The 22,714-nt window shown below is 58.7% G+C and carries 18 protein-coding genes and 1 other RNA gene; 7 read left to right on the top strand and 12 right to left on the bottom strand.

Annotated elements, in window-relative coordinates; translation table 11 throughout:
- Positions 1 to 20 precede the first annotated feature (20 nt).
- Complete coding sequence (locus INF77_RS16585; protein WP_032644866.1) at positions 21 to 944, top strand: LysR family transcriptional regulator; 924 nt, start codon at positions 21 to 23, stop codon at positions 942 to 944.
- On the opposite strand, the gene INF77_RS16580 is transcribed toward INF77_RS16585, so the two are convergent.
- From INF77_RS16580 to INF77_RS16545, 8 genes are all read right to left on the bottom strand, one after another.
- Positions 911 to 1,690: a heme ABC transporter ATP-binding protein gene (locus INF77_RS16580; protein ID WP_048956222.1), complete on the bottom strand. Its 780-nt coding sequence runs from the start codon at positions 1,688 to 1,690 to the stop codon at positions 911 to 913. The two genes, INF77_RS16585 and INF77_RS16580, sit on opposite strands and share 34 nt — an antisense overlap.
- Positions 1,683 to 2,675, bottom strand: a complete 993-nt coding sequence (locus INF77_RS16575; protein ID WP_193532578.1) for an iron ABC transporter permease — start codon at positions 2,673 to 2,675, stop codon at positions 1,683 to 1,685. Before INF77_RS16575 ends, INF77_RS16580 begins: the two co-directional genes overlap by 8 nt.
- A complete protein-coding gene (locus INF77_RS16570; RefSeq protein ID WP_193532577.1) occupies positions 2,675 to 3,496 on the bottom strand; it encodes a hemin ABC transporter substrate-binding protein in 822 nt (273 codons plus the stop codon). Before INF77_RS16570 ends, INF77_RS16575 begins: the two co-directional genes overlap by 1 nt.
- On the bottom strand, positions 3,493 to 4,521 hold the full coding sequence (chuS, locus tag INF77_RS16565) for a hematinate-forming heme oxygenase ChuS (protein WP_193532576.1): 1,029 nt from the start codon (positions 4,519 to 4,521) through the stop codon (positions 3,493 to 3,495). The genes INF77_RS16570 and chuS overlap by 4 nt, the downstream gene beginning before the upstream one ends.
- 35 nt (positions 4,522 to 4,556) lie before the next feature.
- A complete protein-coding gene (locus tag INF77_RS16560) occupies positions 4,557 to 6,539 on the bottom strand; it encodes a TonB-dependent hemoglobin/transferrin/lactoferrin family receptor (protein WP_193532575.1) in 1,983 nt (660 codons plus the stop codon).
- A 72-nt stretch (positions 6,540 to 6,611) separates the two neighbouring features.
- Positions 6,612 to 6,800: a hemin uptake protein HemP gene (gene hemP, locus INF77_RS16555; RefSeq protein WP_048960739.1), complete on the bottom strand. Its 189-nt coding sequence runs from the start codon at positions 6,798 to 6,800 to the stop codon at positions 6,612 to 6,614.
- Between the two features lie 212 nt (positions 6,801 to 7,012).
- Positions 7,013 to 8,059, bottom strand: coding sequence for a 3-deoxy-7-phosphoheptulonate synthase AroH (gene aroH, locus INF77_RS16550; RefSeq protein ID WP_028012834.1), 1,047 nt, complete (start codon positions 8,057 to 8,059; stop codon positions 7,013 to 7,015).
- A gap of 152 nt (positions 8,060 to 8,211) precedes the next feature.
- Complete coding sequence (locus tag INF77_RS16545; RefSeq protein WP_028012835.1) at positions 8,212 to 9,045, bottom strand: pyruvate, water dikinase regulatory protein; 834 nt, start codon at positions 9,043 to 9,045, stop codon at positions 8,212 to 8,214.
- A gap of 335 nt (positions 9,046 to 9,380) precedes the next feature.
- Here INF77_RS16545 and ppsA point away from each other — a divergent pair, with 335 nt between their 5' ends.
- The 3 genes from ppsA (at position 9,381) to INF77_RS16530 (ending at position 15,773) form a co-directional block, all read left to right on the top strand.
- The gene (gene ppsA, locus INF77_RS16540) at positions 9,381 to 11,759 is read left to right on the top strand and encodes a phosphoenolpyruvate synthase (RefSeq protein ID WP_028012836.1); all 2,379 of its coding nucleotides are present in this window, start codon (positions 9,381 to 9,383) and stop codon (positions 11,757 to 11,759) included.
- Between the two features lie 234 nt (positions 11,760 to 11,993).
- Positions 11,994 to 13,394 (top strand): MFS transporter, encoded by a 1,401-nt coding sequence (locus INF77_RS16535; RefSeq protein WP_045261569.1) that lies wholly within the window; start codon positions 11,994 to 11,996, stop codon positions 13,392 to 13,394.
- Between the two features lie 3 nt (positions 13,395 to 13,397).
- Positions 13,398 to 15,773, top strand: coding sequence for a glycoside hydrolase family 3 N-terminal domain-containing protein (locus INF77_RS16530; protein ID WP_193532761.1), 2,376 nt, complete (start codon positions 13,398 to 13,400; stop codon positions 15,771 to 15,773).
- Positions 15,774 to 15,778: 5 nt separating this feature from the next.
- On the opposite strand, the gene rprA is transcribed toward INF77_RS16530, so the two are convergent.
- Both rprA and ydiK read right to left on the bottom strand, forming a co-directional pair.
- Positions 15,779 to 15,886, bottom strand: an RNA gene (gene rprA, locus INF77_RS16525) — antisense sRNA RprA.
- Between the two features lie 209 nt (positions 15,887 to 16,095).
- A complete protein-coding gene (gene ydiK / locus INF77_RS16520) occupies positions 16,096 to 17,211 on the bottom strand; it encodes an AI-2E family transporter YdiK (protein ID WP_048960742.1) in 1,116 nt (371 codons plus the stop codon).
- Between the two features lie 198 nt (positions 17,212 to 17,409).
- On the opposite strand from ydiK, the gene INF77_RS16515 reads away from it, so the two are divergent.
- The 3 genes from INF77_RS16515 (at position 17,410) to INF77_RS16505 (ending at position 21,153) form a co-directional block, all read left to right on the top strand.
- A complete protein-coding gene (locus tag INF77_RS16515; RefSeq protein WP_193532762.1) occupies positions 17,410 to 20,466 on the top strand; it encodes an FAD-binding and (Fe-S)-binding domain-containing protein in 3,057 nt (1,018 codons plus the stop codon).
- On the top strand, positions 20,463 to 20,873 hold the full coding sequence (gene menI / locus INF77_RS16510) for a 1,4-dihydroxy-2-naphthoyl-CoA hydrolase (protein ID WP_193532763.1): 411 nt from the start codon (positions 20,463 to 20,465) through the stop codon (positions 20,871 to 20,873). Before INF77_RS16515 ends, menI begins: the two co-directional genes overlap by 4 nt.
- A gap of 85 nt (positions 20,874 to 20,958) precedes the next feature.
- The gene (locus INF77_RS16505) at positions 20,959 to 21,153 is read left to right on the top strand and encodes a YdiH family protein (protein ID WP_003857766.1); all 195 of its coding nucleotides are present in this window, start codon (positions 20,959 to 20,961) and stop codon (positions 21,151 to 21,153) included.
- A gap of 50 nt (positions 21,154 to 21,203) precedes the next feature.
- Here INF77_RS16505 and INF77_RS16500 read toward each other — a convergent pair whose 3' ends face one another.
- Together INF77_RS16500 and INF77_RS16495 are read right to left on the bottom strand one after the other, a co-directional pair.
- A complete protein-coding gene (locus tag INF77_RS16500) occupies positions 21,204 to 21,833 on the bottom strand; it encodes a helix-turn-helix domain-containing protein (RefSeq protein ID WP_150143549.1) in 630 nt (209 codons plus the stop codon).
- A gap of 77 nt (positions 21,834 to 21,910) precedes the next feature.
- The gene (locus INF77_RS16495) at positions 21,911 to 22,570 is read right to left on the bottom strand and encodes a winged helix-turn-helix transcriptional regulator (RefSeq protein ID WP_063942603.1); all 660 of its coding nucleotides are present in this window, start codon (positions 22,568 to 22,570) and stop codon (positions 21,911 to 21,913) included.
- Between the last annotated feature and the right edge of the window lie 144 nt (positions 22,571 to 22,714).

The following is a 22,714-nucleotide window of genomic DNA, read 5'->3' as shown; positions in this document are numbered from 1 at the left end:
ATTAGTTAACAGGATGAAAAATGAGAATGAGTGTCAAACAGTTACGCGCGTTTTTAGCGGTAGCTCACACTCTCAATTTCGCGCACGCCAGCGAACGCTTAAATCTCTCCCAGCCGGCCCTGAGCCTGACGATTAAAAGTCTGGAAGACGCGCTCGGCGGCCCGCTGCTGCAGCGGAGCACGCGCAAGGTTGCCCTCACGCAGGAAGGGGAGACGTTTCTGCCGATGGCGCGGCAGCTGCTTGCCGACTGGGATAATGTGGAGGAGGCGATGCACCAGTGCTTTACCCTGCAGCGCGGCAAAATCTCGGTCGCGGCGATGCCGTCATTTGCCGCCAACGTTTTACCGGAGGTGCTCAAGGCGTTTCGCGATCGCCACGCCGGGATTAACGTCACCGTGCATGACGTCATTAACGAGCAGGTGATTGAGATGGTGCGGGAAGGGCGGGTTGAGATGGGGATCGCCTTTGAGCCGGCCCCCACGCACAACCTGCTGTTTACGCCGCTGGGGCTCGACAGGTTTGTCGCCATTGTGCCGAAGGACTCCGCGCTGGCGGGCAAAAAGCGGCTGGCCTGGGAAGAGCTACTGACGCTGGATTTTATTACCCTGCAGCGCCCGTCGGCGGTACGTCTGATGATGGAGGAGGAGCTGGCCCGAAGCGGCAGAAAGCTGGACGTGGCGCTGGAGAGTCATCAGCTGGTGACGGTAGGTCGCATGGTCGCCAGCGGGCTGGGCGGCAGTGCCGTACCGGCGCTCTGCGAAGCGCAGATGACGGCGCTGGGCGCGGTCTGTATACCGCTGGATAACCCGCCCATTGAAAAGTGCATCGGAGCAATCCATCCGGGGCACACGCAGCTCTCTAAAGCGGCGCATGCCCTGCTGGAAACGCTGAAGGATTTTTACCAGCCCGCTCACGGGGCGAGAAATACCTGCGGTACGGGGTGATCCGGATGGCTGCCGACGCGCACCTGCGCGCCGTACCAGCGCGCCAGCGTCCCGGCCTGCAGCACGTCCTCCGGTGTGCCACTGGAGACCAGCCTGCCGTTGTGCAACAGCAGAATGCGATCCGCCCACAGCGCCGCCAGATTGAGATCGTGCAGCACCACGCACACGTGGAGATGACCCCGACGGGTCAGGGATCTCATCAGGCGCAGCAGATGCTGCTGGTGGTAGAGATCCAGCGCGGAGGTGGGCTCATCAAGAAACAGCCAGCCGCGCGGGGCTCCGTCGCACCAGAGCTGGGCCAGCGCGCGGGCGAGCTGGATCCGCTGCTGCTCGCCGCCGGAGAGCGTCGAATAGCGTCTGCCCGCCAGCGGTAGACAGCCCGTTATCGCCATCACTTCCTCAACTACCGACGCTTCAGGGGAGCGAGTCCAGGGCGCGCGTCCCATACCGACCACCGCGTCCACCGGCCAGTCGAATCCGGGCTGAGTATTCTGGCGCATCACCGCCCGGTAACGCGCGAGGGTATCCGGCGGCCAGTCCGCAAGCGGCGTCCCGGCCAGAGTGCTGCGTCCGCTTGCGGGCTTGAGATAGCCGGTAAGCAGCCGCAATAACGTCGATTTCCCGGCACCGTTGGGGCCAATCAGGGCGACCAGCTCACCCTGAGAGAGGGTAAGCGACACATCGTCGATCAGCGTCCGCTGACCGGCGTGAAAGAAAATCTTCTCTGCACAATAGCGTTCAGCCATGCGTACCTCCGCGACGAAAGATAAGCCACAGGAACCACGGCGCGCCGAGAAGGCTGGTCAATAACCCGACGGGCATCTCCGCCGGAGAGACCAGGGTGCGCGCCAGCGTGTCGGCAACCAGCAGCAGCAGCGCACCGGCCAGCACCGAGCCGGGTACGACGGCCCGGTGGTCGGCCCCCAGCCACATGCGCATCAGGTGCGGCACCACAAGGCCAATAAAGCCGATCACGCCGCTGACGGCTACCGCCGCGGCAACCAGCAGGGCGCTGCACAGCAGCAGGATCCGCTGTACCATCGCAACATCCACCCCGAGATAGTGCGCCTCTTCATCGCCCAGCTGCAGCAGGTTGAGCGGGGCGGCCAGCCGCCAGATAATCAGCACCACGGGCACCATCAGCGACGTTACCGCCAGCAGGGTGGACCACTGCGCCTGCCCGAGGCTGCCCATTCCCCAGAGGGAAAGCTGGCGAAGCTGGGCATCGTTGCTGAGCCATGAGAGCACCCCGACGGCCGCGCCACACAGGGCGTTGATGGCGATCCCCACCAGCAGCAGGCGGGACAGGGAGCCGTGACGCTGCTGGCTGAGCAGGAAGATAATGACGGTTGCGGCCAGCGCGCCGAGGAACGCCGCGAGCATCGGGGCATACAGCATCAGCAGGGCAGGTAACGCGGCGGGAATGACCACCCACAGCGCCACCGCCAGCGCCGCGCCGCTGCTGATCCCCAGCAGACCCGGGTCCGCCAGCGGGTTGCGGAACAGCCCCTGCATCACACAGCCGGCCAGCGCCAGCGCTCCGCCAATCACCAGCGCCAGCAGTACGCGGGGCAGGCGAATGGTAAGCCAGATCTGACGCATGGCCTCATCGCTGCCGCTCCACAGCAGGCTGACCGGCAGGTGCAGTGCCCCAAACCCGGTCGCGGTGAGCGTCATGATGCTCAGGATCGCGGCCAGCATCCACAACGACAAGGCGATCCGCCGGGACATCAGGGCAGTTGCTCCGCTTTGGCGCGCAGCTGCTGGATGGCATCCGGCGTTCGCACGCTGAAGCCCAGCAGCGCCATATCATCAATCGCCAGCACCTGCCTGTTCTGTCCCGCCGGGGTTTGCGCCAGACCGGGCAGCTTCCACAGGTTTTCTTCGCCGCCCAGCGCGTTCACGCCGTCCTGCGAAATCACCACCAGATCGGGCTGGCTGGCAATGACCCCTTCCTGAGACAGCGGCTGATAGCGGGTGAATCCCTGCATCGCGTTCTGCAGCCCGGCTGCACGGATGGCAGCGTCTGCGCCGGTCTGCTGCCCGGCGGCCATTGCGGTCATTCCCCCGTGGTTGAGGATAAACAACACCCGCTTGTTGAGGGGCGCGGAGGGCAGGGCCGCCAGCGCCTGACGCAGCGTGTGGCGCAGGGCTTCCCCCTCGGCTTCACGGTGCGTAGCGTTGGCAATCACCCGAACCTTTTCGTCAATGACGCTCAGGTCGTTGCGGCCGGGAACGGTTACTACCCTGACGTGACTTTGTTCAACCTGCTTCAACGCCAGAGACGGCTGCGCCTGGTCGCTGGCCAGCACCAGCGTGGGGCGCATGGACAAAATGCCTTCGGCGTTAAGCTGGCGTAAATATCCCACGTCAGGCAGATCGTTTGCCGCCTGCGGCCACTGGCTGGTGCTGTCGCGCGCGACCAGCGAAGACTGCGCGCCAAGCGCGTAGACAATCTCCGTCACGTCGCCGCCAAGGGCGACAATTTTCTCCTGCGCGGCGGCAAACGCCACAAGAGGCAGGGCGCTCAGCAGGGCTAACCACGTTTTCATGCGGCCAGCCCTTTTGGCGTCAGGGCGTCAATCTGGCTGCGCCACTGGCTCTGCTCCGGCTCACCTTCGGTACGCTGGCCGTAAAGCTGGGCGATTTGCGTGCCGTCGGCGGCAAACAGCTCCAGGCTCGTGACGTGACCGTCAGCCGTGGGCTTGCGCGTCACCCAGCTCTCTGCGATCGTCTCCTCCAGCAGATGCAGGGTAAAGGCAGGGTTAAAGACGTTCAGCCAGCCTTTCATCGGCACGACTTTTTCCACCGCGCCGGTGAAGATCTGCACGCAGCCGCGGTTGCCGACGAAGACCATGATTTCGTTGCCGTCCCGGCGTGCCGCTTCCAGCAGCTGTGCCAGCGCGCTGTTCTCCACCTTACAGGCCAGGTCGTCGCCCACCAGGCGAAACGCCTGCTGACGGCTGAGATTGTGGCGCTTGAGCAGGCTGAAGAACTGATGCACGTCGGTCATGGCGCGCCACTCCTTGTCCACGAGAGCGGCATCCGCGTTTTCGGCGTGAGCCGGGACATCCCCAGCGCTCAGCTCAAGCGGCGGGTTATCGGCAAAGATAAAGCGGGTCAGCACGTCGCCCCAGGCGGCGAGGTCGGTGTTGTCCGTGGTGTAGACCTTCAGCACCGCATCGCCCTGACGATCGAAGAACTGAATGCTCTGTCGCTCGCCGCGGGCGGTGGTTTCGCTGAGGTGAAACGCGCTCGCCCACTGGTTGAGGAACAGGCGCAGATCCAGCGCGCGAGGGTTCAGCACCAGCCCGGCGTGGCCGTTCAGGTGCTGGTTGGTGAAGCTGCCCACCTGCTCGTGAACGGCATACTCGTTGCGGCAGATGCACTTGGTTTCACCCACGGCTTCCAGCGCGCCCAGAATATCGCGGATTTCGCCGCGCAGTCGCCAGGCGTCATGGCACACGCGGGAAAAGGTCAGCTCCGCTTCGCTGATGTTCATTAACCCTGCGATGTCTCGCGCATACTTACCCGGATTTTCTTCTTTTAGCTCAAGCCAGCGTGCGTAGTGATGCATTGTCTTATCCTTCTGAAGAGTGGCCCCGAAGGGAATTACCATTGATAGCTTACGAAAATCTTGCCGTTACGACCGTCCTGCGGAATACCCTGCGGAGACCAGTACTCCTTATCGAAGGCGTTGCCGAGCACCAGCGTGGTGGTGACGCCCTTGAGCTGCTCCTGGCCCTTATAGCTGACGTAGAAATCGTTAACCGCATAGCCCGGCTGCTTGCTGTAGCTGCTGCTGACGTGGGTTGAGCGATCGGCAAAGGTGCCGATCCAGCCCACGGAGAAACCGCTTTGCGCCACCGGAACGTCCAGCTTGCTGGTGACGGTATCCGGGTTAATGCTGGAGATGTACTCGCCCGTATCGGTGTCTTTCCCGCGCGTGCGGTTATAGGCCACGTCGAGGCTAAACAGATCGGCCGAGTATTTTGCCATCATGTCCCAGCCCCAGATTTTGGCGTTCGGAACGTTGTACGACATGGTGGTCGCCGCGGCAAAATCGACGGTTGTGGAGATATAGTCTTTGGCTTTGGTATCGAAATAGCTGGCCTTAAACTCCAGCGCATCGTTGGCAAGCATCAGATCGTCAAAGCGCAGGCCAAAACCAAACTCCTGCGTTTCGTTGGTTTCCGGGCGCAGGTTCGGGTTCGGCACCCAGTAGTTGGTGTAGAAGCGGCCAATGGAGAAGTGTTTGGCGTCGTTATACATCTCACCCATGGTCGGCGCGCGGAAGGCCTGCGCGTAAGATCCGAACAACATCAGCCAGTCGGTGGGGCTGACGGTTAACCCGGCGCGGGAGGACCATTTATCGGCATCGACATCGTCGTAGCCATTGCTGCTGCCGCGGTAGTTGTCATACCGCGTGCCGCCCAGCAAGGTGATCGGCAGATCGCGCAGGGTGATTTCATCCTGCAGCCAGCCGGAGCTGAAGTCGATTTTCGCCTCCGGGAAGCCGGTCGTGGCCCCGCCCGGACGCTGCTCCTGACGATAATATTCTCCGCCGTAGGTCAGCAGGTGAGAGGCAAAAGAGTCGCTGAACAGGCGGGTACGGTTTTCCACCTTGCCGCCTTTGGTGGTCTGCTTGCGGAACTCGCCGGTGCTGTCGATGTTCTGGGCATTAATGCGCGCTTCGGACCAGTAAACCTTCGCATCGGCGTTCAGCCAGTCGTATCCTTCCGGCGCAATGTGGTAGCCAACCTGCGCATCGCGCTGGATGGTGGAGCGGTCGGTCATCGGGTTGCTGCTATTGGCATCAGAGGTTTGCGGGTTTTTCGGCTCCTGCGCGGCGTTGTTGTAGTAGCGCAGGGCGCCGCTCAGCGTCTGGGCCTGGTCGATTTTCCAGCTGCCTTTCGCCAGCATGTTATTGATGGATTCGTCGTTCGGCGCCGTCGCACCGTCGCTCTGGCGGATATCGCCGCGGTCGCGGCTGGACCACGATACCAGGCCGTCCAGGGTATCGGTACGACCATAGGCGCTGGCCCCCAGGCCGAGGCTGTGGTCCCCCGTTGCGCCGGTACCAAACACGCGATAACCGCTGTTTTTGCCCGGTTCCAGCAGATCTTTGGCGTCGACGGTGTCATAGGAGATGACGCCACCCAGCGCGCCGCTGCCGTAGAGCAGCGCAGACGGACCGCGCACCACTTCAATACGTTTAATCAGCGCCGGATCGAGGAACGTGCTGTTGAGGTGCCCGGTGTCGGTACCCTGGCGCACGCCGTCGACCAGCACCAGAACGCCGCGGCGGTCATAGCCGCGCAGGTTAACGTCCTGACCGTTGGTGCGGCCGGTGCCGTCCAGCGTCAGACCGGGCACGTTGCGCAGCAGGTCGGCGGCAGAGCTGGCGGTCTGTTTTTCCGGGGCGGTGGCGTCAACCACGCTCACCATCATCGGGGCTTCGAAGGCGCTACGGGCGTTGCCTGTGGCGGTGACGGTTATTTCATCTGCGGCAGCAAACGCGGCGCCCGGCAGGGTGCTGACAATCGCCAGCGCCAGAAGGGACGGGCGTAAACGTGCGGTATGCAGGTGTAGCATAGCAACTCTCCATAAAGTATCGAAAGCGCTGGCTGCCTGGGGATCACCTGGGTGGCTGGCGAAAGTTTTGGTTTATTTTGTGAGGATCAGTTTTCCGGCATTCGTCTGGCGCAGCAGATACTGCTGGCCGTCATGCTCAATAATCACCCGGCCTTCCTCACCCAACAGGTTTTTGCTGTCGATGCGGCGATCGGTGGAAGCAGGGGATGGCGCTGTGTGTGTTTTTACTGGCGTTGCCGCGCTGTTATCGGTCGGTGACATAATGTTTATAAATAACAATCAATGTAACAATGATAATCATTATCAATAAACTGCAAATTCACGGCAAGCGTTTTTGTGAAAATTGTGTGACGGGATCAAATTCAGGGGAAGGCGATGCGGTCTGATGCCCTCACCCCAACCCTCTCCCACGGGGAGAGGAAGAAGGGCGCGAACCGTAGGTCGGGTAAGCGCAGCGCCACCCGACAATAACATCAGAAGCGAGAATCAACCGCAGCTGCCAGCTTCTCCAGCAGAAGCTCGCTGTCTTCCCAGCTCAGGCACGGGTCGGTGATCGACTGGCCGTATACCATCTGCTGGCCGGCAACGATTTTCTGCGTGCCTTCTTTGATAAAGCTTTCAGCCATGATCCCGGCAACGGCGGTCGAGCCGCTGCGGATCTGCTGACAGACCTCATCGCAGACGTCCAGCTGGCGGCGATGCTGCTTCTGGCAGTTGCCGTGGCTGAAATCCACCACCAGATGTTCCGGCAGGTCGAATTCGGCCAGCGTTTCACAGGCGGCAGCGATGTCTTGTGCATGGTAATTAGGCTTCTTCCCGCCGCGCATAATGATATGCCCATACGGGTTACCGCTGGTCTGGTAGATGGTCATATGGCCGTTCTTGTCCGGCGACAGGAACATATGGCTGGCACGCGAGGCGCGGATCGCATCGACCGCAATCCGGGTGTTGCCGTCGGTCCCGTTTTTGAAGCCGACCGGACAGGAGAGGGCTGAGGCCATCTCGCGGTGGATTTGGCTTTCGGTAGTGCGCGCGCCAATCGCGCCCCAGCTGATCAGATCGGCGATAAACTGCCCGGTCACCATGTCGAGAAACTCGGTGGCCGTCGGCACGCCCAGCTCGTTGACCTGCAACAGCAGCTTGCGCGCCAGCTCGATGCCGTGGTTTACGCGATAGCTGCCGTTAAGGTCAGGGTCGGAAATCAGCCCTTTCCAGCCCACCACGGTACGCGGTTTTTCAAAGTAGGTGCGCATCACAATCTCAAGGCGATGCTGGTATTTTTCCCGCAGCCCCTGGAGCCGTTTTGCATAATCCATCGCGGCATCCAGATCGTGGATGGAGCAGGGCCCAATCACCACCAAAAGACGCTTGTCTTCACCATTGAGGATTTTTTCAATGCGGCGGCGGGAGGCCGTCACATGTTCCGCGACCGCGGCGGAAACGGGGTGCCGCTCGGCCAGTTCAGCCGGGGTGACCAGGCTGTCTATGCGCGCCGTGCGGAGTTCATCGGTTTTATTCATGACTTGTCTCAGAAAATTTTTGCTTCATCGGCAGACTACCGGGAAGTGATGGGCATCACATTAAACCAATCCCTGCTGATTTCAAGTTCGGGGCGACACCGCCCCGCTGTTGAAGAGGATGATACATGAATCTGAGCTAATGTACTAGCTTATTAGTACATGCGGCGGTTAAGCCCCATGATGTCGAGAATTTTGGTGGCGATCTCTTCTACCGAATAGTTCGTGCTGTTCAGCCACGGGATCTGGTTTTTGCGGTACAGCGCTTCCACTTCGGAAACCTCCATGCGGCACTGGCGCATCGAGGCGTAGCGGCTGTTCTCGCGGCGCTCTTCGCGGATCGCCGCGAGACGTTCCGGGTTAATCGTCAGGCCGAACAGCTTGTGCTGCAGCGGCTTGAGCGCAGCGGGCAGCACCAGGTTATCCATATCGTCGGCAATAAAGGGGTAGTTTGCGGCGCGGATGCCGAACTGCATCGCCAGATAGAGGCTGGTCGGCGTTTTGCCGCAGCGCGACACGCCGAGCAAAATCACCTGCGCCTGGTCGAGGTTGCGCAGCGAGATCCCATCGTCGTGCGCCAGGGTGTAGTCGATGGCGGCAATACGCGCGTCATATTTGGTCAGGTTGCCGGGGTTCAGCCCGTGGGTGCGGTGCGCGATAGGCGTCGGGTCAAGCTTCAGTTCGCTCTGGAGCGGGGCCACCAGCGCCTGCACGATATCCTGGCAAAAGCCTTCACTTTGCAGAATGATGTGGCGAATCTCAGGAATAACGATGGAGTAGAACACCAGCGGGCGCACGCCGGTCTGCTGGAAGATGGCGTCAATCTGGTCCTTCACCGCTTTGGCACGGCTCTCATTTTCCACAAACGGCAGCGTGATGCTGTTAATCGAAACGGGGAATTGCGACATCACCGCGTGGCCCAGCACCTCGGCGGTGATCGCCGTACCATCAGAAATATAAAAAACGTGACGATCGACAGCATTATCCATTTTACCCACCCTGAATATCATACCTAATTGTCTGAAAGCATAAATTAAAAAAGTTAATTGCACAGCAAAGAAGTTATCTGAATTTAAAATGAAATGATGTTTTTGATTTTCCTGAAAAGCGGATTTCATTTTTCAAATAGCGACTTTATTTTTGTGGTTTCTGGCTGAATATAGAGGAATCATCAGCTTATTGGCTGGTGGGAAACTATCCGAAAAGTTGAAAATTTAAATTGCTTACACGATTCACCGTTTTTTTAGCGCAAATAATTATGCCAGTATAAATACGTAGTCAGGTGTTACTTACTCCGATCAAATATCACAAAAGGATTGTTTCGATGTCCAACAATGGCTCGTCACCGCTGGTGCTTTGGTATAACCAACTCGGCATGAATGATGTAGACAGAGTTGGGGGCAAAAATGCCTCCCTGGGTGAAATGATTACAAATCTGTCCGGTATGGGTGTCTCCGTACCAAACGGGTTTGCCACGACCGCCGACGCGTTTAACCTGTTTTTAGACCAGAGCGGTGTAAACCAGCGCATTTACGACCTGCTGGATAAAACGGATATTGATGACGTCACCGAGCTTGCCAAAGCCGGGGCGCAGATCCGCCAGTGGATCATCGACACACCTTTCCAGCCGGAACTGGAAAAAGCTATCCATGACGCGTACAACCAGCTCTCCGCTGACGACGCGCAGGCCTCCTTTGCCGTACGTTCTTCCGCGACCGCAGAAGACATGCCGGACGCGTCGTTTGCCGGACAGCAGGAAACCTTCCTGAACGTTCAGGGCTACGATGCGGTACTGGTGGCGGTGAAGCACGTATTTGCTTCCCTGTTCAACGACCGCGCCATCTCCTATCGCGTGCACCAGGGCTATGACCATCGCGGCGTGGCGCTCTCCGCGGGCGTGCAGCGCATGGTGCGCTCGGACGTGGGTTCCTCCGGCGTGATGTTCTCCATTGATACCGAATCCGGCTTCGACCAGGTGGTGTTCATCACCTCCGCGTGGGGCCTGGGTGAGATGGTCGTGCAGGGCGCGGTGAACCCTGACGAATTCTACGTACACAAGCCTACGCTTGCCGCGGGCCGTCCGGCGGTGGTGCGCCGCACCATGGGCTCGAAAAAAATCCGCATGATTTATGCCCCAACCCAGGAGCATGGCAAGCAGGTTAAGATTGAAGATGTGCCGCAGGAGCAGCGCGACCGCTTCTCCCTGACCGACGCCGAAGTGCAGGAGCTGGCGAAGCAGGCGGTGCAGATTGAGAAACACTATGGCCGTCCGATGGATATCGAATGGGCGAAAGACGGGAACACCGGCAAGCTGTTTATCGTTCAGGCGCGCCCGGAAACCGTTCGCTCTCGCGGCCAGGTGATGGAGCGTTATACGCTGCACGCGCAGGGTAAAATCGTGGCGGAAGGCCGCGCCATCGGTCATCGCATCGGTGCCGGTCCGGTCAAAGTGATCCACGACATCAGCGAGATGAACCGTATTGAGCCAGGCGACGTGCTGGTGACCGACATGACCGACCCGGACTGGGAACCGATCATGAAGAAAGCGTCGGCCATCGTCACCAACCGCGGCGGCCGTACCTGCCACGCGGCGATCATTGCCCGCGAACTGGGGATCCCGGCGGTTGTCGGCTGCGGTGACGCCACCGAGCGCATGAAGGACGGGCAGAACGTGACCGTCTCCTGTGCCGAAGGCGACACCGGCTACGTCTACGCCGATATCCTTGACTTCAGCGTGAAGAGCTCCAGCGTGGATACCATGCCGGATCTGCCGCTGAAGATCATGATGAACGTGGGTAACCCGGACCGCGCGTTTGACTTCGCCTGCCTGCCGAACGAAGGCGTTGGCCTGGCGCGTCTGGAATTCATCATTAACCGCATGATCGGCGTTCACCCGCGCGCGCTGCTGGAGTTTGACGACCAGGACGCGAAGCTGCAGAACGAAATCCGCGAAATGATGAAAGGTTACGACTCGCCGAAAGAGTTCTACGTCGGCCGTCTGACCGAAGGGATCGCCACGCTGGGCGCAGCGTTCTACCCGAAACGCGTGATCGTGCGTCTGTCTGACTTTAAGTCTAACGAATACGCTAACCTTGTGGGCGGCGAGCGCTACGAGCCGGAAGAAGAGAACCCGATGCTGGGCTTCCGCGGGGCCGGACGCTACGTGTCCGACAGCTTCCGCGACTGCTTCGCGCTGGAGTGCGAGGCGGTGAAACGCGTGCGCAACGACATGGGGCTGACCAACGTCGAAATCATGATCCCGTTCGTGCGTACCGTGGATCAGGCGAAAGCGGTGGTGGACGAGCTGGCGCGTCAGGGCCTGAAGCGCGGCGAAAACGGGCTGAAGATCATCATGATGTGTGAGATCCCGTCCAACGCCCTGCTGGCCGAGCAGTTCCTGGAGCACTTCGACGGCTTCTCTATCGGCTCGAACGACATGACTCAGCTGACGCTGGGCCTGGACCGCGACTCCGGCGTGGTTTCCGAGCTGTTCGACGAGCGTAACGAGGCGGTGAAAGCGCTGCTTTCCATGTCCATCCGCGCGGCGAAGAAGCAGGGTAAATACGTCGGGATTTGCGGTCAGGGTCCATCCGACCATGAAGACTTTGCCGCCTGGCTGATGGAAGAGGGGATTGACAGCCTCTCCCTGAACCCGGACACGGTAGTGCAAACCTGGCTGAGCCTGGCGGAACTGAACAAGTAACGGCAACACGATCGCAAAAAGGCGAGGATTTTATTCCTCGCCTTTTTTATTTCACCTCTAATTTGCTCCCCATCACAAATAATCTAAAAAACCAAATATCATAATTTGTCTGTTAATTAAGACAATTGTTAGTGCGCAACGCGTTGCTAATACTTGAGCCTTACTGCGCATTTCCCTTCAGATGATGCGCAACTGGTTGAAATACGTTTTAACCTGATAAAAAGGCAAATAACAATGACACTCTCCTCTGTATTGCGTACCAAAGATAAAATAGGTTATGGCTTAGGTGATATGGCCAGCGCGCTGGTCTGGCAAACGGCCACATTATTTCTTGCTTATTTCTATACCGACGTTTTTGGTTTGCCTGCCGCGATCATGGGTACCATGTTTTTAGTGGTGCGCGTGGTTGATGCGTTTGTCGACCCGTGTATTGGCGCGCTGGTTGACCGCACGCAGACGCGTCACGGCCGTTTCCGTCCCTGGCTGCTGTGGTTTGCTATTCCCTTTGGCGTAAGCTGCCTTATTACCTTCTACGTACCGGACGTCGGGCCGACGGCAAAAATTGTTTATGCTTGCGCGACCTACGCGATTTTAAGTCTGATTTACTCCGCCATTAACGTGCCTTACTGCGCCATGCCGGGCGCGCTGACGCTGGATCCGCGCGAGCGTCACTCCCTGCAATCCTGGCGTTTTGGCCTGTCATTTATTGGCGGGTTGATCGTAACGGTTATCGCTCTGCCGCTGGTCTCATTGTTGGGCCAGGGCAACGTGCAGAAAGGCTATTTCTTTGCCATGAGCCTGATGGGGCTGCTGGGAATTGTGCTGTTCTTTTGCTGTTTCCTGATGACCCGTGAGCGTTATTCCCCGCGCAATGATACCTCCGGCTCCATGCTCACCGATTTAAAACTGCTGGCCGGTAACAGCCAGTGGCGCATTGTGTTTGTGTTTAATATTTTGCTGTTAACGGCGGTGGTGACGCGCGGCTCTGCCACCATGTATTACGTCAACTATGTACTGTTGCGCCCGGAGCTGGTTTTTGCCTTTATTGTTTCTGGCATGGTGGCCTCGTTAAGCGGCGCGTTATTATCTGAACGCCTGCTGGGGAAATTTGACCGCGTGCGCGCTTATCAGTGGACGATAATGTCCTTCGTCATTTTCGGCGCGCTGATTTTCTTCCTGCCGCCTTCGCAGGTGTGGCTAATCTTTGGCCTTAACATCGTCTTTAGCTTTATTCAAAACCTCACCACGCCGCTCCAGTGGACCATGTTCTCTGATGTGGTCGACTACGAAGAGCATCGTAGCGGCCGCCGTCTGGACGGGCTGGTCTTCTCTACCGCGCTGTTCGCCATCAAGTTTGGCCTTGCGCTGGGCGGGGCGGTGGTCGGCTGGGTGCTCGGCATGGTGGATTACGCCCCGGGCCAGGCAGCCCAGGCGCCGCACGTGCTCTCCACCATCAACGCCCTGTTCACCCTTATTCCGTGCGCGCTGTTCCTCTGCATGGTGGCGCTGCTTTCCATCTACAAGCTCAACAGCAGGCTGGTGGATTCCATCGCCCGGGAGCTGGCCAGCAAGCGTGAGGTAAGACCCGACGCGGGGCAGCTCAGCCCGGCAACCCCTTCCGCACTACAGGAGTAAAATATGACTGCTATCTATAAGGACGCGGGACGTCCCGTGCACGAGCGCGTCGCTGATTTACTGGCGCGCATGACCCCGGAAGAGAAGTTCGCCCAGATGCACGCCTACTGGCTGATCCTTGATGAAAACGGCAACCACCGGGAGCGCAGCGATTTGAGCGACGAATTCGCCGGCGTCAGCCAGCAGGCGGCGCTGAGCGAACGGCTAAAACTGGGCGTCGGGCAGATCACCCGTCCGCTCGGCACCCACATCGTTGACGTGAAAACCGGGGTGCGCGCGGCTAACCGCCTGCAGCGCATGATGATGGAAGAGACGCGGCTTGGCATTCCGGCGTTGTTCCACGAGGAGTGCCTGGTGGGGCTGCTGTGCAAAGACGCCACCCTGTTCCCGTCCTCGCTCAACTACGGCTCGACCTGGGACCCGGAGCTGGTGCAGCGCGCGGCAGAGCAGATCGGTAAAGAGGCGCGTTCCGTCGGTTGCCAGCAGGGGCTGGCCCCGGTGCTGGACGTTTCCCGCGACGTCCGCTGGGGGCGAACCGAAGAGACCTTCGGGGAAGATCCCTGGCTGGTGGGCGTGATGGCAACCGCCTGGGTGAAAGGGTTACAGGGCGACAAGCGCGATCTGCTGGCGACGCTCAAACATTACGTGGGCCACTCGTTCAGCGAAGGGGCGCGCAACCACGCCCCGGTGCATCTTGGCTTTAGCGAGCTGAACGACACCTTCCTGCTGCCGTTTGAAATGGCGGTCAAGCTGGCAAATGCCGGTTCGGTCATGCCCGCCTACCACGACATCGATAACCAGCCGGGGCACAGCGACAGCTTCCTGTTGACCACCGTCCTGCGCGAACAGTGGGGCTTCGACGGCATTATTGTGGCGGACTACGGCGGCGTCAGCCTGCTGCACCAGCACCACGGGATTTCCCACGACGCAGCGGAGTCCGCCGCGCTGGCGTTTAACGCCGGGCTCGACGTCGAGCTGCCGAAAGATGACTGCGCACGCCATCTGGCGGAAGCGGTAGAGCGCGGGCTGATCTCTATGGCGAAAGTCGATGAGATCGTGGCGCGTACGCTGACCGAAAAATTCCGTCTCGGCCTGTTTGAGAACCCGTATGCCGATGAAAGCGGCATCGATCTGCAAAATGAGATGACCCGCCAGGTGGCGCGGGAGGTGGCGACAAAATCGGTGACGCTACTGGAAAACAACGGCATTCTGCCGCTGAACGGTAAACCCCGCGTGGCGGTGGTGGGGCCGACGGCAGACGATCCGCTGGCGTTACTCAGCGGGTATAGCTTCCCGGTCCATCTGATCATCAGCGATATGGTTGAGGAAACCTCGCAGGTGACGACCCCGCGCGCGGCGCTGGAGCAGTACCTGGGTGCATCGAACGTGCGCTACGCGAAAGGGTGCCACATTATCGAAAAACGGATGGCGGGCGCGCCGGTCTTCCCGGGCGACAGCGGCGGCAAGCCAATGCAGCAGTCTCCGGTGTCGCAAAGCACCGCACTTATCCCCGAGGCGGTCAGCGCCGCACAGGAGAGTGACGTGGTGGTGGCCTGCGTGGGCGATCTCGCCGGGCTGTTCCAGAGCGGCACGGTAGGGGAAGGCTCCGATACTGACTCCCTGAATCTGCCGGGCGTGCAGCAACAGCTGCTGGAGGCGCTGGTGGCGACGGGCAAACCGGTGATCGTCGTGATGACCGGCGGGCGTCCGTACAACCTTCAGGGGCTGGAGGAGAAGATTGCCGCGCTGATGATGGCCTGGGCGCCGGGACAGGAAGGGGGCTGGGCGATTGCCGATGTGTTAACCGGTCGCGCGGAGCCGCAGGGCCGGCTGGTGGTCAGCGTGCCGAAAAGCGCCGGGGCGATGCCATTCTACTATAACCACAAGCTGAAAAGCGGCGGCACGCCGTTCGCGTTCCATTTCGGTGCGCGCTACCCGTTTGGTTTCGGCCTCGGCTGGACGCAGTTTAGCTGGGGCACTGCCCGCGTCGCTGAAAGCAGCGTGCCGGTCGACGGTGAGGTGACGCTGAGTGTGGATATCACCAATACCGGCGAGCGCAGCGGCAGCGAGGTGGTGCAGGTCTACGTGCGGGACAAGGTCGCCACCCAGGTGCGCCCGCTTCAGGAGCTTAAGGCCTTCCAGCGCGTCACGCTCTCGCCGGGCGAAACCGCCACGCTCACCTTCACGCTGCCGGTTGAGATGTTCAACTTCACCCGCCGTGACGGCAAGCGCATCGTTGAGCCGGGCGAGTTTGAACTGCAGATTGGCGCATCGTCGGCGGATATCCGCCAGGCGGTGACGGTCAATGTGACGGGGGAAACGCGGGTGCTGCCAGCAGAGTGGCGGATGCTCAGTACCTGTGAGGTTAAGCGCGCGTAGTCAGGATAAAAAAAAGCCCATCGTGGGAGATGGGCAAAGACTACACACAGCAATTCGTTGTTTCACTCAGGGGATTTCCATGCTTATAAATCAAGGTGTTGATTTATAACCGTGAGCTAATAGTAGGCATTGTAATTTTTAGCGTCGATCAGATTCGTCTCAATAGTTAAAGAGACGTAAAGATTTCTTGAGAATAATAGCGGACTTAGTGCTGAAATAGCGGGTCTGACCAGTGTGCAACGAATAAATACTTTAGCAGTGTTAAAGTATTGTGCGGGATAATGTAGGCCGGGTAAGCGTAAGCGCCACCCGGCAACAAGGCTTAATGGGTATTCTTTTCTTCCAGCTCGTCCAGCTCGCTCAGAATCACGTCCGGGTCGGTTCCAGGCGGCGGCACTTCATGAACCCAGGCGGAGAACAGACGCCAGGTAACGGCGAGCAGCACCGGGCCAATGAACAGACCGATCATCCCGAAAGCAATCAACCCGCCGATAACCCCGGAGAGGATCAGGATCAGCGGCAGGTCTGCGCCCATGCGGATGAGGATGGGGCGAATCACGTTATCCATGGTGCCAACCACGCAGCTCCAGACCAGAAGAACCGTTCCCCACGTGGTATCACCCGTCCAGTAAAGCCAGATAATGCTCGGAACCAGCACCAGCAGCGGCCCCAGTTGCGCAAGGCAGGTCATCAGCATGACTACGGTAAAGACGGTGGCGTACGGTACGCCGGAAATCGCCAGGCCGATACCGCCCAGCACCGCCTGAACCAGCGCCGTCACCACGACGCCCAGGGCGACCGCGCGCACGGCCTGCGCCGCCAGCAGCACCGCGGCGTCACCGCGTTTTCCCGCCAGGCGGGTGGCAAAGTGACGAACGCCTAAAGCCACCTGCTCACCGCGCCAGTAAAGCAGGGCGCTGAAGACCAGCATCAGGGTACAGTGCATCATAAAGCGGCCGATATGTGCGGCCTGACCGACAAACCAGGTGGTGGTGGTGCCAATATACGGACGTACTTTCGCCATCAGCGCGCTGCCGCCCATTTCCAGCAGGCTATGCCAGCCGCTGTAAAGCTTAGCGCCCACGACCGGAATGCTGTTCAGCCAGCCGAGGTCCGGCAGCGTCAGGTCGCCGCTTGTCACGGCGCGGATCACCGGGCCGCTGGAGTCGACAAGGCTGTTTACCAGCAGCGCAATTGGAATAATAAACAGCAGGAACAGCAGCAGCGTCATCACCAGCACGGCCAGCCCGCGGCGGCCAAACAGCAGTTTCTGCAAGCGCAGCAGCAAAGGCCACGTGGCGACGACAACGGTCGCAGCCCAGGCGAAGCCGAGAATAAAGGGTTGAACAATCCACAGACACGCAATAATCATGAGGGCCAGGAACAGCACCGACAGCAGAATTTGCGCAACATCCCTGGGCTGGCGAAGATTGACCATAAATGAAACTTTCCTTAAAAGAACGCCAGTACCACTGGCGGGAATGGAAAACCGCGTCTCTCTTATCATTAGCGATCGCAGCGGTTTTTGACAGGCGAATTCTGCCTGTAATTCAGCAGAGATTATAAGAAAAAAATGTGATAAAACTTTTAAGATACACGCAAACGATTCCCACAACTCTAATTAGGGTCGACAGTAATGATCCCACAGATTTCTCAGGCACCTGGCGTCGTTCAGCTGGTGCTTAATTTTTTGCAGGCACTGGAGCAACAGGGTTTTACAGGTGATACCGCCACGAACTATGCCGACAGGCTGACGATGGCAACCGATAACAGTATCTACCAGCTTCTTCCCGATGCGGTCGTTTTCCCTCGTTCCACGGCCGACGTGGCGCTTATCGCCCGGCTGGCAACGCAGGAGCGGTTTGCCTCTCTGGTCTTCACGCCGCGCGGCGGTGGCACCGGAACCAACGGTCAGGCGCTGAACCAGGGCATCATTATTGATATGTCGCGCTATATGAACCGCATCATTGAGATCAACCCCGAAGAGGGATGGGTGCGGGTTGAGGCGGGCGTTATCAAAGATCAGCTTAATCAGTACCTCAAGCCTTACGGCTACTTTTTTGCCCCTGAACTCTCCACCAGCAACCGAGCAACCATCGGGGGGATGATCAACACCGATGCCTCCGGGCAGGGGTCGCTGGTCTACGGTAAAACCTCCGATCACGTGCTGGGCGTGCGGGCAGTATTGTTAGGCGGCGATATCCTTGATACCCAGCCGATGCCGGTCGAACTGGCGGAAACGCTGGGTAAAGATAACACCGCCAGCGGGCGCATCTACCGCACCGTGCTGGAGCGCTGCCGCGACAACCGCCAGCTTATTCTCGACAAGTTCCCCAAACTGAACCGCTTCTTAACGGGCTACGACCTGCGCCACGTGTTTAACGACGACCTGACGCAGTTTGATTTAACCCGCGTGCTGACCGGGTCCGAAGGAACGCTGGCGTTTATTACCGAGGCGCGGCTGGATATCACCCGCCTGCCGAAGGTGCGTCGCCTGGTGAACGTCAAATATGACTCCTTCGATTCCGCGCTGCGCAATGCGCCGTTTATGGTGGAAGCGCAGGCGCTGTCGGTGGAAACCGTCGACTCTAAGGTGCTGAATCTGGCGCGGGAAGATATCGTCTGGCACTCCGTGCGCGAGCTGATTACCGACGTGCCGGACAAAGAGATGCTTGGCCTCAACATCGTGGAATTTGCCGGTGATGACGCGGAGCTGATTGAAAGCCAGGTGACGACGCTCTGCCAGCGCCTGGATGAGCTGATTGCTCATGGCGAAGGCGGCGTGATTGGCTGGCAGCTTTGTCACGATCTGGCCGGTATCGAGCGTATTTACGCCATGCGTAAAAAAGCCGTGGGCCTGCTTGGCAATGCGAAAGGGGCGGCGAAGCCGATTCCGTTTGCCGAAGACACCTGCGTGCCGCCCGAGCATCTGGCGGATTATATCGTGGAGTTTCGCGCCCTGCTGGATAGCCACGGCCTGAGCTATGGCATGTTCGGCCACGTGGATGCCGGGGTGCTGCACGTGCGTCCGGCGCTGGACATGTGCGACCCGCAGCAGGAGATCCTGATGAAGCAGATCTCCGACGACGTCGTGGCCTTGACCGCCAAATACGGCGGTCTGCTGTGGGGGGAGCACGGGAAAGGGTTCCGCGCGGAATACAGCCCTGCGTTCTTCGGGGAGCATCTTTACGCGGAGCTGCGCAAGGTCAAAGCGGCGTTCGACCCGGATAACCGCCTCAATCCGGGGAAAATCTGCCCGCCTGAAGGGGCGGACGCGCCGATGCTCCAGGTGGATGCCGTTAAGCGCGGTACGTATGACAGACAGATTCCGATTGCGGTGCGCTCGTCCTGGCGCGGTGCGATGGAGTGTAACGGCAACGGCCTGTGCTTTAACTTTGACGTGAAAAGCCCGATGTGCCCGTCAATGAAAATCACCAGCAACCGCATTCACTCGCCGAAAGGGCGTGCGACGCTGGTGCGCGAGTGGCTGCGTCTGCTGGCGGACCGCGGCGTCGATCCCCTGAAGCTGGAGCAGGAGCTGCCGGAAAAACGAGCCAGCCTGCGCTCGCTGATTGAGCGCACCCGCAACAGCTGGCATGCCAATAAGGGCGAGTATGATTTCTCCCATGAGGTGAAAGAGGCGATGTCCGGCTGTCTGGCCTGTAAAGCCTGCTCTACCCAGTGCCCGATTAAAATCGACGTGCCGGAATTCCGCTCGCGCTTCCTGCAGCTCTACCACACCCGCTATCTGCGTCCGGTGCGCGATCATCTGGTGGCGACGGTGGAAAGCTACGCGCCGCTGATGGCGCGCGCGCCGAAGACCTTCAACTTCTTTATCAATCAGCCGCTGGTGCGCAAGCTTTCCGAAAAGCATATCGGCATGGTCGATCTGCCGTTGTTGTCGGTGCCGTCGCTGCAGCGCCAGCTCGTCGGCCACCGCTCGGCGAACATGACCCTGGAGCAGCTCGAAGCGCTTACTCCTGAGCAAAAAGCGAAGGTGGTGCTGGTGGTCCAGGATCCGTTCACCAGCTACTACGACGCGCAGGTGGTCGCTGACTTCATCCGCCTGGTTGAAAAACTGGGCTATCAGCCGGTAGTGCTGCCGTTCTCGCCAAACGGCAAGGCGCAGCACATTAAAGGCTTCCTGAACCGCTTTGCGAAAACGGCGCAAAAAACCGCTGATTTTCTCAACCGGATCGCCGAACTTGGGATGCCGATGGTCGGCGTCGATCCGGCGCTGGTGCTTTGCTATCGCGATGAATACAAGCAGACGCTGGGTGATAAGCGCGGCGATTTCCACGTCATGCTGGTGCACGAGTGGCTGCCGGCAGCCCTGGAAGAGAAGGCCATTCAGGAGGCGGGCGGTGAACCGTGGTATCTGTTCGGACACTGTACGGAAGTGACGGCGCTGCCCGGCGCCCCGGCGCAATGGGCGTCTATTTTTGCGCGTTTCGGAGCGAAGCTGGAGAGCGTCAGCGTGGGCTGCTGCGGCATGGCGGGCACCTACGGCCACGAGGTGAAAAACCACGCCAACTCGCTCGGCATCTATGAGCTGTCGTGGCATCAGGCGATGCAGCGATTGCCAAGAAACCGCTGCCTGGCGACGGGCTACTCCTGCCGCAGCCAGGTGAAACGGGTTGAGGGTAACGGCGTACGCCACCCATTACAGGCTTTACTGGAGATAATTGGATGATCTGGAAACGTGCCGTCACGCTGCAGGCGCTAAACGCCATGGGCGAGGGGAATATGGTGGGGCTACTGGATATCCAGTTCACCCGCATTGGGGAAGACGATCTGGAGGCGACGATGCCTGTCGATAGTCGCACCCATCAGCCGTTTGGCCTGTTGCACGGCGGGGCTTCCGTCGTGCTGGCGGAAACCCTGGGCTCCGTCGCGGGATATCTCTGCACCGAAGGCGAACAGAAGGTGGTCGGGCTTGAGGTTAATGCCAACCACATTCGCTCGGTGCGCAGCGGGCGCGTTCGCGGTATCTGCCGCGCGCTGCATGCTGGCAGCCGCCACCAGGTGTGGCAGATTGATATTCTCGACGAGCAGGAACGCCTGTGCTGCTCGTCGCGTCTGACGACGGCGGTCGTGTAAAGTTTTCAGATGAATTGCCTTTGGTCAAAAACTAGCCAGTGTGTTGTGATATACTGGTCAGGATTTGTACATAAGCGAGGACATCATGGATACTGAAATAACCCCAACACAGCTGGCAATTGAATATTTACGTCGCGATAAGAGCAACCTGTCTCCGGCGCAGTACCTGAAAAAGCTGAAACAGCTTGAGCTGGAGTTCACGGATCTGCTGGCGCTCTCTTCGAATGAACTGAAAGAAGAGATCTACTTTGCCTGGCGGTTGGGCGTTCACGTCCATTGAGTGAGTGTTGTTGAACAGGCCGCGAGTGCGGCCTTTTTTGTGTCTGACATTCAGTATTTAGCGGGGAGCTTGTTGATTTTAATAAGCCTGCCTTCTTCCATTTCGATAAATCCGCCGGTTTTTAAATCCGCCAGAATGCGCATTACGCCGCTGCGGGAGAGCTGGGTTTTCTCCCGAATATACCTTTCCGCCGTTACGCTGCTGCGATAACTTTCATCTTCCTCCATCAGCTTTATGAGCTGCTGGCGAATCATCTCATACGCCGTCGGTGCGCCCTGCGGCATCACGTTGTTATAAAGCCGGCTATAGACAAACATCAGTTGTTTCGAGAGCAGCCCCCATAGCCCTTTTTCTTTGATAATGTCAGCTACCTGTTCAGTAGGGATACTGCCAATCAGGCAAGGGCTCACCGTGACGAGGTAATCATTGAAATAGATGTCCGTCAGGTTAGCAAGACCAAACAGGGCAGGGCTGCGGGCGGTAGAAAGCATCATGCTATCGCTGCTGCGGTAGATGGCAATCGTCCCCTCGAGGATTAAATAACAGAGCCCCTGACCGTTAACCTCAAGGTTAAGTCGTTCACCGCGGCCCGTTCGACGCACCGTGCAATAAGGCTCCAGATGCGCGATCAGTTCCTGGGCGTAAGGGGAGCCGCGAGACGATTTATCTGTAGAGGACATAGCCGTAAACCTGGAAGATAATCTTATGCTTATAGTTTCGCTCTTCTCTCGCGCTATCTCCAGATATTATTGTGCTTTCAGTACTTCCGGGGTAAATGGTTAACTTCTATCAGCACGCCACGGTCCATGGTGATGTATTTCCCCGTACGCAGTTCTGCCAGAATCCGCATAATTCCGCTGCGGGAAAGGTAGGTACGGCTTTTAATGTAAGCCGCTGCGGTGATGTTTTGTCGAATTGCCTCAGGCTCCTGCATTAATTCAACCAGCTGAAAGCGGATGATATCGTAGGCGGACATCTGTGATATTTGCGCGCAGTGCTCGTACACCCGCGATGCCGTGTAGATCAGCAATTTAGAAAAGTGTTCCCAGAGATCATGCTGTGCAACCACGTTGTTAAACGTTTCCAGCGGTACGCTTGCTAATTCGGATGTCTCCAGGGCCCTGACGTAAAGATGTTCCGATGAAAACTGACTGCTGACACCCAGTATAAAAGGCGCTGATTCTGAATTTAACACAATGCCGTCGCCGCGGCGGTGCAGCGCCACGCTGCCGTGTAACAGCATAAAACATTGGCGTTCGTCATTTCGGTAATATTGTACGACTTCGCTTTTCGAAAGAATGATTTTCTCTGCGCCAGGAAGGACATTATCAATTAAACGCTCAATGTGCCTTAGGGGTTTTAATCCCAACACTGACGATTTCTCATTGTCTAATACGGCTGCAATTCGCGTGTTCATAATATACCTCACTTCAACAGATGCGATCGTTATTCAATCAGCGTGGAGAATTATCTTAAAAAGCAGCGAAGCAGGGAATAATACTCGGAAGTCTAATAATAGACCGGAAGGGTTGAGCATCTTAACGTTATGAATTTTATCGTT

It is taken from the genome of Enterobacter cloacae complex sp. P1B (assembly GCF_014982345.1).
GTDB classification, from domain to species: Bacteria; Pseudomonadota; Gammaproteobacteria; order Enterobacterales; family Enterobacteriaceae; genus Enterobacter; species Enterobacter bugandensis.
The sequence above is the reverse complement of the archived record's forward strand: the minus strand, read 5'-3'. Positions and strand labels throughout refer to the sequence as shown.